Here is a 14,737-nt window from a genome sequence, read left to right as displayed (position 1 = left end):
GAGCAGGCTCGCTCCCACAGGGACTGAGATCGGACGCTGGAATTGCGAACACCCCGGTTCATTGTGGGAGCGGGCTTGCTCGCGAAGCTTTTAGGGCTGGCGCCGCGCGTGATACAGGCTCACATGCCGGAACTCCTCGGGCTCGGCCAGATCCGGCAGGGTCATGGCTTCGAGCAGTTCGATACGCTGGTACAGCGGGTGCTGGAAATCACGTACCCGGGAGTCGGCCACCAGGGCCTCGTGGCCGCGGCTTAGGAACTGGTCCAGCAGCGGCAGGTTGGCTCGGTCGTAGAGCACATCGGCGACCAGGATCAGGTCGAAGCGATCCGCCTCGGCGAAGAAATCCGTCGAATAAGTCAGCGTCACGTCGTTGAGCAGGGCGTTGGCCCGGCATGCAGCGATTGCCAGCGGATCCAGGTCACACGCCACCACTTCCAGCGCTCCGGCCTTGATCGCCGCGATGCCCGCCACGCCGGAGCCGGCACCGAAATCCAGCACCCGCTTGCCTTCGACCCACTGCGGTTGCTCGGCCAGGTAACGGGCCATCGCCAGGCCGCTGGCCCAGCAGAAGCTCCAGTAGGGCGGCTCGTGGAGGATGCGCCGGGTTTCTTCCGGGTTGAAGGCTCGGTCCATGTTATCGCCGTCGATCAGCCACAGTTTCAGACCGGTGCCGGGTAACGGGCAGTCCACCAGATGCGCGTCCCCCAGCAACTCGCTCAGCGCGTGTTGCAGGTCTTGCGGTGCATTCATGGCGCTTTGACGAATTGCAGGGTGCCCAACGCCTGGCTGGTCGGTTGCGCGATGCGCTGTTCCGGCAGGTGCAGGATCAATTGGCCCGACTGGCTGGCGCGGCCGCGCAGCTCCACGCGGGCGCCGACCGGGAAGGCATCCGGGTTGAAGCGCAGGCGGAAGGGCAGGGCCTGCTTGGCGCCGATCAGGCTGGAGCTGGCGAGTAATTTCTGCGGGCGACCCTTTTCGTCGATCACCAGCAGCGCCAGTTCGACTTCGGCCCCGGTCGGTACGCCTTCGAGGGTGCCGCTCAGTTCCCGTTGGTACGCCGGCAATGGTCCCAGCTCGGCGGCTTGCCGGGCTTTTTCCTGGGCCTGTTTCGGCGCGGGCGCCGGTGCGGGTGCAGTGGGCTTGGGAGCGTCACTGCTGCACGCCATCAGCAGGCTGAAAAGACTGAGCAAAACGAGCGATCGTAGCGGCATGTGCGGCTCCTGCAAGGTGAATTCCATGGATCTGACGGTAAGCCCGTCTGTATACCGTAAACCCTATGGCTTGTCTTGCCAGTGGGATGCGCTACCATGGCCCTCCCTTTTTTTGTTGCCTGCCACCATGCACTGTCCCTTCTGCGGTGCCAACGACACCAAAGTCATCGACTCGCGACTGGTCGCCGAGGGCGAACAGGTCCGCCGCCGGCGCGAGTGCCTGGCCTGCGGCGAACGGTTCACTACGTTCGAGACCGCTGAACTGGTGTTGCCGCGCCTGATCAAAACCGACGGCAGCCGCCAGCCGTTCGACGAAGACAAACTGCGCGCCGGCATGCAGCGCGCCCTGGAAAAACGCCCGGTGAGCGTCGAGCGCCTGGAAGCGGCGCTGGTGCACATCAAACACAAGCTGCGGGCGACCGGCGAGAGGGAGGTCAAATCCCTTGTGGTCGGCGAGCTGGTGATGGCCGAGCTGCAGAAGCTCGACGAAGTCGCCTACATCCGTTTCGCCTCGGTGTACCGGCGCTTCCAGGACCTGAACGAATTCCGCGAGGAAATCGACCGCCTGGCCCGCGAACCGGTGAAAGAATGAGCGTCCTGGCACAACAGGCAGTCCTCGACGCCCATTACATGGCCCGTGCCCTGGAGCTGGCTCGGCGTGGCCACTACACCACCCATCCCAATCCTCGGGTGGGGTGTGTGATCGTGCGTGACGGGCAAATTGTCGGGGAGGGCTGGCACATCCGCGCCGGTGAACCCCATGCCGAAGTCCATGCCTTGCGCGCTGCCGGTGAGCTGGCTCGGGGCGCCACGGCCTACGTGACCCTCGAGCCCTGCAGCCACCATGGTCGTACGCCGCCTTGTGCCGATGCGCTGGTCAACGCTGGTGTGGCCCGGGTCGTGGCGGCGATGCAGGACCCGAACCCGGAAGTCGCCGGTCGCGGTTTGCAGCGGCTGGCCCAGGTCGGTATCGCCACCGAAAGCGGCATGCTGGAAGGCGAGGCCCGTCAGCTCAACCAGGGTTTCCTCAAGCGCATGGAGCACGGCTTGCCATTCGTGCGCGTCAAGCTCGCCATGAGCCTCGATGGCCGCACCGCCATGGAAAGCGGTGAAAGCCAGTGGATTACCGGTCCGGCTGCACGTTCGGCCGTGCAGCGGCTGCGGGCCCAGGCCAGTGTGGTGTTGACCGGCGCGGACACGGTGCTGGCGGACAATGCCCGGCTGACCGTGCGCGCCGATGAACTCGGGTTGGATGCCGACCAGACAGCATTGATCATGAGCCGTCCGCCGCTGCGGGTACTGGTGGACGGTCGCCTGCGGGTGCCGCTGGATGCACCGTTTTTCAAGGCCGGCCCGGCGCTGGTCGCCACGTGCATGGCGGTGGAAGAACAGTACGCCAACGGCCCCGAATGCATGATCGTGGCAGGTGATGACGGCCAGGTCGATCTGCGCCGCTTGCTGGTCGAGCTGGCGGCCCGTGGCGTCAACGAGGTGCTGGTGGAAGCCGGTCCGCGCCTGGCAGGGGCATTTGCCCGTCAAGGCCTGGTGGACGAATTCCAGATTTTCCTCGCCGGCAAGTTCCTGGGATCTTCGGCGCGACCATTGCTGGACTGGCCACTGGCGCACATGAAGGACGCCCCGGCGCTGAAAATCACCGAAATCCGTGCCGTGGGCGATGACTGGCGAGTCATCGCCGTCCCCATCCCGCCGGCCAGCGTATAATTCCCGGCCTTCGCTCAAGCGGCGGCCTGTTCTCGAGGAGGACTCCATGTTTACCGGCATCATCGAATCCATCGGCAGCATCCGTGCCCTCACCCCCAAGGGGGGCGACGTGCGGGTCTACGTCGAAACCGGCAAGCTCGACCTGAGTGACGTCAAACTGGGCGACAGCATCGCCGTGAATGGCGTGTGCCTGACCGCCGTCGAACTGCCTGGCAATGGTTTCCTGGCGGACGTCAGCCGCGAAACCCTCGACTGCACTGCCATGAACGATCTCAAGAGCGGCAGCCCGGTCAACCTGGAAAAAGCCCTGACGCCCACCACACGGTTGGGCGGGCACCTGGTCAGCGGCCACGTCGACGGCGTCGGCGAAGTGGTTTCCCGCAGCGATAATGCGCGGGCCGTAGAGTTTCGCATCCGCGCGCCGAAGGAACTGGCCAAGTACATCGCCCACAAAGGCTCGATCACCGTCGATGGCACCAGCCTGACGGTCAACGCGGTGGATGGCGCCGAATTCCTGCTGACCATCATTCCGCACACTTTGAGCGAAACCATCATGGCCTCGTATCGGCCTGGGCGCCGGGTCAACCTGGAAGTCGACCTGCTGGCCCGTTACCTGGAGCGCCTGCTGCTCGGTGACAAGGCCGCAGAGCCTGCATCCGGCAGTAACATCACTGAAAGCTTTCTGGCCGCCAACGGCTACCTCAAATCCTGACCCAAGGGGGTGCCGCGTGGCGCTCAATAGCATCGAAGAGCTGGTTGAAGATATCCGCCAAGGCAAGATGGTCATCCTCATGGATGACGAAGACCGCGAGAACGAAGGCGACCTGATCATGGCCGCCGAATGTTGCAAGGCCGAGCACATCAACTTCATGGCCAAGCACGCCCGTGGCCTGATCTGCATGCCGATGAGCCGCGAGCGCTGCGAGCTGCTGAAATTGCCGCTGATGGCCCCGCGTAACGGTTCAGGCTTCGGCACCAAGTTCACCGTGTCCATCGAGGCCGCCGAGGGCGTGACCACCGGCATTTCCGCCGCTGACCGCGCACGTACCGTGCAAGCTGCCGCCGCGAAGGACGCCAAGGCCGAAGACATCGTCAGCCCCGGCCACATCTTTCCGCTGATGGCTCAGGCCGGCGGCACCCTGGCCCGCGCCGGCCACACCGAAGCGGCGTGCGACCTGGCGCGCATGGCCGGTTTCGAACCCAGCGGCGTGATCTGCGAAGTGATGAACGATGACGGCACCATGTCCCGTCGCGCGGAACTGGAAGCCTTCGCCGCTGAGCACGACATCAAGATCGGCACCATCGCCGACCTTATCCATTACCGGATGATCCACGAACGTACCGTTCAGCGGATCGCCGAGCAGCCGCTGGACAGCGAACTGGGCCATTTCAACCTGGTGACCTACCGCGATTCGGTGGAAGGCGACGTGCACATGGCCCTGACCCTGGGCACCGTCTGCGCCGAAGAGCCGACCCTGGTCCGCGTGCACAACATGGACCCACTGCGGGACCTGTTGATGGTCAAGCAGCCTGGCCGCTGGAGCCTGCGGGCCGCGATGGCCGCGGTGGCGGAGGCCGGCAGCGGCGTGGTGCTGCTGCTCGGGCACCCCCTCGATGGCGATGTGCTGCTGGCGCATATCCGCGAAACCGGCGAGCAATTGCCGGTGAAGAAGACCACCACTTACAGCACGGTCGGTGCCGGCTCGCAGATCCTGCGGGACCTGGGTGTACGCAAAATGCGCCTGATGAGTGCACCGATGAAATTTAATGCGATATCCGGTTTCGATCTGGAAGTTGTAGAATACGTGCCCTCTGAATAATGACCTCGTTCATTTAGGGAGGTCTTCCCCCTGTGGGAGCGAGCCAGCTCGCGAAAGCGGTGCATCAGGCGACATTAATGTCTCTGAGCTGACGTCATCGCGAGCAGGCTCGCTCCCACAAGGGGTGTAGTTTCCTGAAATGAACGGCTGGCCCTGTATTCGTGGCTAAATATCACCGAGGAGCGCGCATCGAGCGCGTTCCGGCTCTTTAAGAGAATTGACGAATGACCCTGAAGACCATCGAAGGTACCTTCATCGCCCCCACAGGCCGCTACGCTTTGGTAGTGGGCCGTTTCAACAGCTTCGTGGTCGAGAGCCTGGTTGGCGGTGCGGTCGATGCCCTGGTCCGCCATGGCGTGAGCGAAAGCGACATCACTATCATCCGTGCCCCTGGCGCCTTCGAAATCCCGCTGGTTGCGCAGAAAGTCGCTCAAAAGGGCGAATATGCAGCGATCATCGCCCTGGGTGCGGTCATTCGTGGCGGTACTCCGCATTTCGAATACGTGGCTGGCGAGTGCACCAAGGGCCTGGCCCAGGTGTCCATGGAGTTTGGCGTGCCTGTCGCTTTCGGCGTACTGACCGTTGATTCCATCGAGCAAGCCATCGAACGTTCCGGCACCAAGGCCGGTAACAAAGGCGCCGAAGCCGCCCTGTCCGCCCTGGAAATGGTCAGTCTGCTGGCGCAGTTGGAGGCCAAGTGATTAGCGACGAAAGCGATCGTTTCAACCCTCGCGATCCCAAGCCTGCCGATGCCGGCAAGCCTTCGAAAAGCGTCAAGCGTCGCGAAGCCCGTCAGCTTGCGACTCAGGCGCTGTATCAATGGCACATGGCCAAGCAGTCGCTGAACGAGATCGAAGCGCAGTTTCGGGTCGATAACGATTTCAGCGATGTCGATGGCGCGTATTTCCGCGAGATCCTCCACGGGGTTCCGGCGCACAAGACCGAAATCGACAAGGCCCTGGCACCTTGCCTGGACCTGACCATCGAAGAGCTGGACCCGGTCGAGCTGGCGGTGTTGCGCCTGTCCACCTGGGAGCTGATGCAGCGTGTCGATGTACCGTACCGCGTGGTGATCAACGAAGGGATCGAGCTGGCGAAAGTCTTCGGTTCCACCGACGGGCACAAGTTCGTCAACGGTGTGCTCGACAAGCTTGCTCCACGCCTGCGGGAAGCTGAAGTGAAGGCGTTCAAGCGCTGAATGGGTGAGTTTGAGCTGATCCGCAGCTATTTCGCCGCCGCGCCTTGTGCGCAGGGCGGCGACGGCGTTGCGCTGGGGATCGGCGACGATTGTGCCTTGCTGACGGTTCCTCCCGGGGAGCAGTTGGCGGTGTCCACGGACACGCTTGTGGCCGGTGTGCATTTTTCGGATCCCTGCGATCCGTTCCTGCTCGGCCAGCGCTCGCTGGCCGTGGCGGTTAGCGACCTCGCCGCCATGGGCGCCAGACCCTTTGCCTTTACCCTTGCCCTGACCTTGCCGACGGTGACCGCCGATTGGCTGCAGGCCTATGCCTGTGGTTTGGACCGGATGGCCCAGGCCTGCGGTGTCGCGCTGGTGGGTGGTGATACCACTCGCGGACCACTGAGCCTGACCATGACCGTGTTCGGCCGCGTGCCGTCCGGCCAGGCCTTGACCCGAAGCGGCGCACAGCCCGGCGATCTGCTTTGCGTTGGTGGTGAACTGGGCAATGCCGCCGGTGCATTGCCGCTCGTGCTTGGCCAGTGTCACGCTGAACCCGCCGTCGCCGAGCCGCTGTTGGCGCATTATTGGTCACCGCGTCCGCAGATCGACCTGGGGCTGGCGCTGCGCGGCCGGGCCAGTGCAGCCATGGATATCTCCGATGGCCTGCTGGCCGACTGCGGGCATATCGCATTGGCGTCCGGAGTGGCAATCCGGGTTGAACGTGACCGTCTGCCGCTGTCCAACGCTTTACTGGCCTTGCTCGGCCAAACGGACGCGGAGCAGGCCGCGTTGAGCGGAGGTGACGATTATGTGCTGCTGTTCAGCTTGCCGCCGGTCCGATTGTCGGCGTTGCAGGCCGAAGGCTGGCCAGTCCACGTGGTCGGCAGTGTCATGGCAGGGCAGGGCGTCATGCTGGTGGATGCCTATGGCGCCGACATCACCCCGCAGATCCGGGGTTATCAACATTTTCGGGAGACACCGTGACAGATCATCCCAACCAGGTTCCAGTCGAATTCGTCCCCCCCTCGGTTTGGCGTAATCCCTGGCATTTCCTGGCATTTGGCTTCGGTTCGGGCACTTTGCCCAAGGCGCCAGGTACTTGGGGTTCGCTGGTTGCGCTACCCTTCATACCGTTGTGGCAGATGTTGCCGGACTGGGGTTACTGGCTGATGCTCGGCATCACCATGCTGTTCGGCTTCTGGTTGTGTGGCAAGGTGGCGGACGACCTGCGCGTGCACGATCATGAAGGTATCGTCTGGGACGAAATGGTCGGGATGTGGATTACCCTGTGGCTGGTGCCGCAAGGTTGGTACTGGTTGTTGGCGGGTTTCCTGGCGTTCCGCTTCTTCGATATTCTCAAGCCATGGCCGATCCGCTGGATCGACCGGCATGTCCACGGAGGCGTAGGCATCATGCTCGATGATATCCTGGCCGGAGTGTTTGCCTGGCTGGCAATGCAAGGACTGGTGTGGTGTCTTACCTGAGGGATTCAGGCATGCGCGTAAGCCGAGCACTGTTGCTCTTGTTGTGTCTGGGCACGAGTCTCGGCGCTCTGGCGGCGGAGCCGATGGCGTTGCCCGGCAAGATCCGCGCCGCCAGCGAGGAGTGGGCTGACTACTCTGAAGCCGACGGCCGGGGTATGGCCTGGGACATCCTGCGTGAGGTGTTCGAGCCCGCGGGCGTGAAGCTGGAAACCCGCAGCGTGCCCTACACCCGCTCGATCGGCTTGGTACAGCGTGGTGAGGTCGACGCACAGGTCGGTGCCTATCGCGATGAAACTGAAGGGCTGCTCTATCCCAACTGGCACTACGACGTTGATCACATCTATGCCCTTGGACTGGCCTCCAAACCGACACCCACGCTGGCGACGATCGGCAATTATCGGCTGGTGTGGATGCGCGGCTACGAGTACAACAGCTATCTGCCCAACATCAAGCGCTTCAATGAAATCCATCGTGCGGTAGGGATCTTGCCGATGCTGGTCCATGACCGGGCCGATTTCTATATCGACGCCTTGATGGAGATCCAGGGTGTGCTCGCCAAGGCCGACGATCCCCAGCAGTACAAGCTCTCGCCGTTGATCAACCTGCCGCTGTACCTGGGCTTCGCCAACACCGAAAACGGACGGGCGCTGCGTGCGCTGTTCGACCGGCGTATGGAGGTGTTGGTGAAAAGTGGTCGGTTGAAACCGATTTTCGAGCGTTGGAAACAACCTTATCCTTTCGACGAGCACGGTAAGCCACCGAAGCCTTAATCAATCTTGTCGATAGTAATAGTCGACAATTCAGCCTAAGCGTCTGCCGGGACCTGCTGTTACAATGCGCTTCTCTGAGAATCTCCAGTACTAGATCAGGAGCACACCGGTGCCTGTCGTTTTTGTTGCCGCTTCCAAGCTGCCAACGCCCTTTGCGCAATTCACCATGCATGGTTTTCTGGATGAGGCTACCGGCCGCGAGCACGTTGTGCTGAGCCTGGGTGATATTGCCGACGGTGCTCCGGTATTGGGCCGCTTGCACTCTGAGTGTCTGACGGGCGATGCCCTGTTCAGCCAGCGCTGCGACTGCGGTTCGCAACTCGAAGCCGCGCTGCAGGCCATCGCCCGCGAAGGTCGAGGCGTGTTGCTGTATTTGCGCCAGGAAGGGCGTGGCATTGGCCTGTTGAACAAGATCCGTGCCTATGAATTGCAGGATGGCGGTGCCGATACCGTGGAAGCCAACGAGCGCCTCGGGTTTGCCGCCGATCTGCGTGACTACAGCATCTGCCTGCCCATGCTCGAACATCTGGGCGTCAAGGCCCTGCGCTTGATGACCAACAACCCGCGCAAGGTCAAGGCGTTGACCGAGATGGGTATCTTGGTGGCGGAGCGTGTGCCACTGCACACCGGCCATAATCCTCACAACAAGCTCTACCTAGCGACCAAGGCCAGCAAGCTCGACCACATGATGGGCAACGAGCACCAGGGCGAGGTCGACCGGGCGTGACGCGGAGTCAGGTCCGACGGCGACTATCCATCAGTTGGTGGAAATACCTGGCATTGGCGTTGCTGCCGCTGTTGGTGATCAATCTTGTTTTCGGTCAGGGTGAAGCGATTCTGCCGGTACTGGCGATGCCACTGTTCATCGCCGGCGTGGCCTCGATGTTCGTCAGCCTGCGATTCTTCGGCGCGTACAAGCACGCCTTGATCGCCACCCAGAAGGCTCTTGATACCCCCGAAGAGCCTCAGGCCTGGATCACGTTGGCCGCCTGTCGGCGTGCTGCCTTCCTGGCTGCCGGGTTGCCGGCCTGGATCGGTGCCCTGGCGGTGTTCGTGGGTCTGGAAGCCGTGCCGCTGATGCTGCTGGCCTTGTCCTCCGCGGTACTGTTCTACCTGTATCGCCTTCCGCGTCAGCTCGGCTGATACACCGCGGCGTCCCTATCGCGAGCAGGCTCGCTCCCACAATTGAATGATGGTGTTCCTTGTGGGAGCGAGCCTGCTCGCGATGGCGGTGTAACAGTCCAAACAGCCTTTGACTGAAACATCGCATCACGAGCAAGCTCGCTCCCGCAGGGGCGGAGGGTTAAAGGCCCAGCAGCTGCAGCCGCTGACGCACGGATGCTTCGATCCCTGCCTCGTCCAGCCCGCACTCGGCCAGCATCTGCGCAGGCTTGGCGTGCTCGACGTAGAGGTCCGGCAGGCCCAGGTGCAGCACGGGCTTGAGGATGTTTTCCCGGGCCAGGAACTCACTGACCGCCGCACCGGCACCGCCCATGATGGCGTTTTCTTCGATGGTCACCAGCAGCACATGACTGTCGGCCATTTCGCGGACCAGGGCCTCGTCCAGTGGTTTGACGAAGCGCATGTCCACCACGGTAGCATCCAGGGTCTGGGCAACTTTCAGGGCCTCGGCCAGTTGCACGCCGAACACCAGCAGGGCGGTTTGCTTGCCCTGGCGACGGATCACGCCCTTGCCGATTTCAATTGGCTCGAGGGCGGCCTCGATGGCTGCGTTCGGTCCGCTGCCACGGGGATAACGCACCGCCGCTGGGCCATTGAACAAGTGGCCGGTGGTGAGCATCTTGCGCAGCTCGTTCTCGTCGCTCGGGGTCATCACCAACATGCCGGGAATGCAACGCAGGAACGAAAGATCGAAGCTGCCGGCGTGAGTCGGGCCGTCTTCGCCCACCAGGCCGGCGCGGTCGATAGCAAACAGCACATCGAGATTCTGCACTGCGACGTCATGCACCAACTGGTCGTAACCGCGCTGCAGGAAGGTCGAGTAGATCGCCACCACCGGTTTTGCCCCTTCGCACGCCATGCCGGCGGCGAAAGTCACGGCGTGCTGCTCGGCAATCGCTACATCGAAATAGCGCTGCGGGTAGCGTTCGCTGAAGGCCACCAGGTCCGAGCCTTCCTTCATTGCCGGGGTAATCCCCACCAGGCGCGGGTCCGTGGCCGCCATGTCGCACAGCCATTGGCCGAACACAGCGGAATACTTGGGGCCGCCAGCCTTTTTCGGAGCGGACGCCGGGGCATCCAGCGGTTCGAGCTTGGTGATGGCGTGGTAACCGATGGGGTCGACTTCCGCTGGGGCGAAGCCCTTGCCTTTCTTGGTCACCACGTGCAGGAACTGTGGGCCCTTGAGGTCGCGCATGTTGCGCAGCGTGGCGATCAGCGTCGGCAGGTCATGACCGTCGATCGGGCCGATGTAATTCCAGCCCAGTTCTTCGAACAGCGTGCCAGGTACCAGCATGCCCTTGGCGTATTCCTCGGTGCGGCGGGCGATTTCCCAGGCCCCGGGCAGGCGCGACAGGACCTTTTTGCTGCCTTCGCGCATGCTGGCGTAGGTGCGGCTGGAAAGAATCTTCGCCAGGTAGTTGGACAAGCCGCCGACATTGCGCGAGATCGACATGTCGTTGTCGTTGAGAATCACCAGCATGTTGGCGTTGACTTCCGGGGCGTGGTTCAGGGCCTCGAAAGCCATGCCCGCCGTCAGCGCGCCGTCGCCGATCACGGCAATCGCCTTGCGGTCGCTGTTCTGCAAGCGGGCCGCAATGGCCATGCCCAGGGCAGCACTGATGGAGGTGCTGGAGTGGCCGACGCCAAAGGTGTCGTACTCGCTCTCGGAGCGTCGCGGGAATGCTGCGATGCCGTCCTTCTGGCGCAGGGTGCTCATGCGCTCGCGGCGGCCGGTGAGGATCTTGTGCGGGTAGGCCTGGTGGCCGACGTCCCACACCAGCCGGTCATCCGGGGTGTCGAATACGTAATGCAGCGCGATGGTCAGCTCGATGACGCCCAGCCCGGCACCGAAGTGCCCACCGGTCTGGCCGACCGTATAAAGCAGTTCCAGGCGCAACTCATCGGCCAGGGTTTCCAGCTCGGCTTCACCCAGCCGACGCAAGCCGTCCGGCGTGTTGGCGCGGTCCAGCAGGGGCGTGATCGGGCGTTTGCGGGGAATCTCTTGAAACGTCGTGGGCATCAGGCGAATCGTTATAGGTATAGAAAGAGGCGGCAGTTTACCTTATGCATCGCAAGCTGCCCACGCGTTGGCCGGAACTTGGCCGATACGCAGTCTGAAGGGTTGACCCCGTATCAGCTGCGTCGTTCGACGATATAGCGCGCCAGCTCGCGCAACGGCTCCGCCGCCGCGTCAAACGGTCGCAACGCTTCCAGGGCCTGGTCGCGCAACTCCAGGGCGTAGGCCTTGGCGGCGTCGAGCCCCAGCAGGGCCGGGTAGGTCGGCTTGTCGCGGGCGATGTCGGCACCCTGGCGCTTGCCCAGGGTCTGGGTATCGCTTTCGACGTCGAGGATATCGTCCTGCACCTGAAACGCCAGGCCGATGGCCCGGGCGTAGATCTGCAGGGCTTGCAACTGTTCTGGCGTGGCCCGGCCGCTGGCGAGGGCGCCGAGCTTGACGCTGGCTTCGATCAAGGCGCCGGTCTTGTGCCGGTGCATGTATTCCAGCGCCCCCTGATCCAGCTTCAGGCCGACCGAACCCAGGTCGATGGCCTGGCCGCCAACCATCCCGGCAGGCCCCGCCGCCAGCGCCAGGGCGCTGACCATGTCCAGGCGGATCTGCGCCGGGCAATCGCTAAGGGCCGGGTCGAGCAGGGCGCTGAAGGCCAGGCTCTGCAGCCCGTCACCGGCCAGAATCGCGCAGGCTTCGTCGAATTGCTTGTGGGTGGTTGGCTGGCCGCGACGCAGGTCGTCGTCGTCCATGGCCGGCAGGTCGTCGTGCACCAGGGAATAAGCGTGGATCAACTCCACCGCGCACGCTGCGCCGTTGGCCTGTTCGGCCACGCCGCCCAAGGCTTCGCACGCGGCATAGGCCAGCAGCGGCCGTACACGCTTGCCGCCGTTCATGACGCTGTAGCGCATGGCGTCGTACAGGCGCGCCAGCTCGGGGCTCGGTGCGGTAAACAAAGTGCTCAACGCAGCATTGACCCGAGCCTGGCTGCTGGCCTGATAGGCGCCGATCATTCAGGCTGTTCCGCGTCGAAAGGCTCTTCGGTCAGTTCGCCATCGCGCTCGAGCAACAACTGCACCTTCTGCTCGGCCTGGGCCAGTGCCGCCTGGCAGTCGCGAGTCAGGCCGATACCTTGTTCGAAGGCAGTCAGCGAGTCTTCCAGCGACAATTCGCCGTTCTCCAGCCGTTCGACCAGCGTTTGCAGGTCGGCCAGGGATTGTTCGAAGTCCAATGCAGCTTTTTTGCGGGCCATGGCGGCTATTCCGGTTGACTGTTAAACCGGCGCGACACTAGCAGACATGGGGTTTTGGGGCAAATTGAAGCCCGGTAAAGGGAGTGGAGCAAGTGAAACCGGGGGCGATTAACCTGAGGTCAACGGAACAGGCGAAGCAAAATATGGCGGAACGGAATTGTTCTCATGAACTCATCAGCGGCAGACGCATCCTCCTTCATCACGGCTACAAGAACCTTGATCCATTTCTCGCGCTCATTCACGAGCGTGGGGCTCTGTAGCCCCAACATGTCTCTGGTCTGACGTACTCGATGTTTTTCGTTCTTCGTGAGTAAAGGCATCGGCTCCAATGCTCCATCAGATGTTAATGAAAACATCTCATTGCAGCCGACAGACGGCTCAATGGGTAGCACCCCATCTTTCTTTTTCTGACCGCACCCGTCGCGTCGAATGCAGCCGTGTGCATAGTTGGTATAGGCGAAGGTCAAATGCGGGTGAGCATTCGGGCCCGCCTTAGGCTTGATGTGATCAATTTGGCCTTCTGTAGGCGCCAAAGGGACTTCGCAATAGGCGCAGAGGCCTCCTTGATCTGCATGGAGGCTTGCTTTGACTTGACTCTTCACTGGACCGAACGCTCGATTATTGAAATCGGCTGGCCCGGCTTGTGGATGGGTGATGAGAAAGTCATGAAGTGCTTTGGGGGTTACTGGGTTGTGTACCAGTTCAATCATTTGGTCTTTTTCCTGACTTGCTCTGCCAGAAAGGCCCAGAGGGCTGTGTCAGCATCTGAGATTTCATAGCCAGCAGCGTCCAGTTCTTTTTTGAGCTTTTTGGCCTCTGAACCTTCGCTGGCGCCTTCCCTGAACAATTGTTCATAGGCTCGGGCGGTTTGGAGAATCGCCATGGGAGGGCGCGTATTCACATCCATGACGCTCGCCAGTGCGTCGCCGGACTCCTGAGCAAGCGGGCTGGTCGCAGGTTGTTCGGATATCCAGCCTGCTTGTTCGTCTTTATGGATGATACGGATCTGCTCACGATTTACGGTAGTCAGCACTTGGGGGCTGTGAGTACTGACAATGAATTGAATCTTCGGAAATGCTAAACGCAGAGCAGCCAGAACACGTTGCTGCCAAGCTGGGTGCAAATGTAGGTCGATCTCATCTATCAGTACGATGCCTTCAGTCATGAGCGACGCCTGATCCTGGAATTGGCCATTTAATCGAGCGCAGCGAAATGCCATGTCAGCGGCCAGTGAAATCATGGCCCGAACGCCATCACTCAAGAGGCTAATTGGCAAAAGCCCATGATCTGGGTGAGACATCGCCAGTTCTTCAAAGCTGAGACTGTAATGAAAATTACTCCAGCCCTCGTCTTGCAGGACTAGATTAACGGCGCTCTGGATACCCACGATTCTAGGTTTTAGATCTGACCTCTCATAACCCGGTAGATCTTGCTGTTGAACGACGGCAAGTGTTGCTTTACTCATCCATTGTTGCATTTGCACAAAATTGGAAGCAGAGGACAGGCAGTCCTCATATCCCATGGTACGGCTTGCGCTGATGACTGCTTTGCGCGAGCTGTTTTTATGGTTCATCCAAAGTCTTCCGGCTGGGTAGTAACTGACCAGCGGCAGGGCGGTCTCGGCTCTCGTTCGCAACGACTCCTGGAGTTCTTTGCCCCATTTTGCCAATGGCGCGGCGTCTTTTACCGAGGTTCGACTTTTAGGGCCGTGTAATGCCCGTTGCCACTCAATGGCAGGGCTATCAAGGGATGCATCAATAATGACTGGGAAGCGTTGTTCATTTTCGAAGCCGTCCCCGAGCCGGACGTATCGGGCATCGCTGCGCTCGATATGTTTGGAACTGCCAAGGTCAAAGGCTCCTACGAACGGCCCAAGCGCCGTGGCGATGGCTTCCAGAATGGAGGTTTTGCCTTGACCGTTACGTGCGGCAATAACCGTGAGGTCTGGATGAAAATCAATGTCGAGACTTTCAAATCGACGGAAATCCTTGAGTTTCAGTTTGCGCAGCTTCACAGGCTTACCTCTGGCTTCACCGCCCTTGCCGACGGTTTTCTGGCCGGTAGTTGATCATGAGATTGTATTGAGCTCCAGCCGAAATCCGTACTTG

The 14,737-nt window shown here is 61.7% G+C and carries 18 protein-coding genes; 11 read left to right on the top strand and 7 right to left on the bottom strand.

Going from position 1 to position 14,737, the window contains the following annotated elements; genetic code table 11:
- Positions 1-90 precede the first annotated feature (90 nt).
- Positions 91-750, bottom strand: a complete 660-nt coding sequence (locus QZH45_RS26935) for a class I SAM-dependent methyltransferase (RefSeq protein ID WP_024778357.1) — start codon at positions 748-750, stop codon at positions 91-93.
- Positions 747-1,211 (bottom strand): hypothetical protein, encoded by a 465-nt coding sequence (locus QZH45_RS26930; RefSeq protein WP_024778358.1) that lies wholly within the window; start codon positions 1,209-1,211, stop codon positions 747-749. The genes QZH45_RS26935 and QZH45_RS26930 overlap by 4 nt, the downstream gene beginning before the upstream one ends.
- 127 nt (positions 1,212-1,338) lie before the next feature.
- Here QZH45_RS26930 and nrdR point away from each other — a divergent pair, with 127 nt between their 5' ends.
- From nrdR to QZH45_RS26875, 11 genes are all read left to right on the top strand, one after another.
- A complete protein-coding gene (gene nrdR, locus QZH45_RS26925; RefSeq protein WP_024778359.1) occupies positions 1,339-1,803 on the top strand; it encodes a transcriptional regulator NrdR in 465 nt (154 codons plus the stop codon).
- Complete coding sequence (gene ribD / locus QZH45_RS26920; protein WP_069018341.1) at positions 1,800-2,933, top strand: bifunctional diaminohydroxyphosphoribosylaminopyrimidine deaminase/5-amino-6-(5-phosphoribosylamino)uracil reductase RibD; 1,134 nt, start codon at positions 1,800-1,802, stop codon at positions 2,931-2,933. Before nrdR ends, ribD begins: the two co-directional genes overlap by 4 nt.
- A 46-nt stretch (positions 2,934-2,979) precedes the next feature.
- Entirely contained in the window at positions 2,980-3,645 is a 666-nt protein-coding gene (locus QZH45_RS26915; protein ID WP_024778361.1) for a riboflavin synthase, read from the top strand.
- Positions 3,646-3,661: 16 nt separating this feature from the next.
- The gene (gene ribBA, locus QZH45_RS26910; RefSeq protein WP_024778362.1) at positions 3,662-4,753 is read left to right on the top strand and encodes a bifunctional 3,4-dihydroxy-2-butanone-4-phosphate synthase/GTP cyclohydrolase II; all 1,092 of its coding nucleotides are present in this window, start codon (positions 3,662-3,664) and stop codon (positions 4,751-4,753) included.
- Positions 4,754-4,977: 224 nt separating this feature from the next.
- Positions 4,978-5,454, top strand: coding sequence for a 6,7-dimethyl-8-ribityllumazine synthase (ribH, locus tag QZH45_RS26905; RefSeq protein WP_024778363.1), 477 nt, complete (start codon positions 4,978-4,980; stop codon positions 5,452-5,454).
- Positions 5,451-5,951 (top strand): transcription antitermination factor NusB, encoded by a 501-nt coding sequence (gene nusB, locus QZH45_RS26900; RefSeq protein ID WP_024778364.1) that lies wholly within the window; start codon positions 5,451-5,453, stop codon positions 5,949-5,951. The genes ribH and nusB overlap by 4 nt, the downstream gene beginning before the upstream one ends.
- Positions 5,952-6,917, top strand: a complete 966-nt coding sequence (thiL, locus tag QZH45_RS26895; protein WP_024778365.1) for a thiamine-phosphate kinase — start codon at positions 5,952-5,954, stop codon at positions 6,915-6,917.
- Positions 6,914-7,417 carry a phosphatidylglycerophosphatase A family protein gene (locus tag QZH45_RS26890; protein ID WP_024778366.1) on the top strand — a complete coding sequence of 168 codons (504 nt, stop codon included), beginning with the start codon at positions 6,914-6,916 and terminating at the stop codon, positions 7,415-7,417. Before thiL ends, QZH45_RS26890 begins: the two co-directional genes overlap by 4 nt.
- Positions 7,418-7,428: 11 nt before the next feature.
- On the top strand, positions 7,429-8,187 hold the full coding sequence (locus QZH45_RS26885) for a substrate-binding periplasmic protein (RefSeq protein ID WP_024778367.1): 759 nt from the start codon (positions 7,429-7,431) through the stop codon (positions 8,185-8,187).
- A gap of 109 nt (positions 8,188-8,296) precedes the next feature.
- Entirely contained in the window at positions 8,297-8,914 is a 618-nt protein-coding gene (gene ribA, locus QZH45_RS26880; RefSeq protein WP_024778368.1) for a GTP cyclohydrolase II, read from the top strand.
- On the top strand, positions 8,911-9,330 hold the full coding sequence (locus QZH45_RS26875; protein WP_024778369.1) for a hypothetical protein: 420 nt from the start codon (positions 8,911-8,913) through the stop codon (positions 9,328-9,330). Before ribA ends, QZH45_RS26875 begins: the two co-directional genes overlap by 4 nt.
- Before the next feature lie 160 nt (positions 9,331-9,490).
- On the opposite strand, the gene dxs is transcribed toward QZH45_RS26875, so the two are convergent.
- From dxs to QZH45_RS26850, 5 genes are all read right to left on the bottom strand, one after another.
- Entirely contained in the window at positions 9,491-11,389 is a 1,899-nt protein-coding gene (gene dxs / locus QZH45_RS26870; protein ID WP_055134927.1) for a 1-deoxy-D-xylulose-5-phosphate synthase, read from the bottom strand.
- Between the two features lie 113 nt (positions 11,390-11,502).
- On the bottom strand, positions 11,503-12,390 hold the full coding sequence (ispA, locus tag QZH45_RS26865; protein WP_024778371.1) for a (2E,6E)-farnesyl diphosphate synthase: 888 nt from the start codon (positions 12,388-12,390) through the stop codon (positions 11,503-11,505).
- Positions 12,387-12,629: an exodeoxyribonuclease VII small subunit gene (locus tag QZH45_RS26860; protein ID WP_003185917.1), complete on the bottom strand. Its 243-nt coding sequence runs from the start codon at positions 12,627-12,629 to the stop codon at positions 12,387-12,389. Before QZH45_RS26860 ends, ispA begins: the two co-directional genes overlap by 4 nt.
- Positions 12,630-12,748: 119 nt before the next feature.
- Positions 12,749-13,339 carry a retron system putative HNH endonuclease gene (locus QZH45_RS26855; protein WP_053191416.1) on the bottom strand — a complete coding sequence of 197 codons (591 nt, stop codon included), beginning with the start codon at positions 13,337-13,339 and terminating at the stop codon, positions 12,749-12,751.
- The gene (locus QZH45_RS26850; protein WP_053191414.1) at positions 13,336-14,643 is read right to left on the bottom strand and encodes an AAA family ATPase; all 1,308 of its coding nucleotides are present in this window, start codon (positions 14,641-14,643) and stop codon (positions 13,336-13,338) included. The genes QZH45_RS26855 and QZH45_RS26850 overlap by 4 nt, the downstream gene beginning before the upstream one ends.
- Between the last annotated feature and the right edge of the window lie 94 nt (positions 14,644-14,737).

This window comes from Pseudomonas corrugata, from assembly GCF_050920615.1.
Lineage (GTDB): Bacteria > Pseudomonadota > Gammaproteobacteria > Pseudomonadales > Pseudomonadaceae > Aquipseudomonas > Aquipseudomonas corrugata.
The sequence above is the reverse complement of the archived record's forward strand: the minus strand, read 5'-3'. Positions and strand labels throughout refer to the sequence as shown.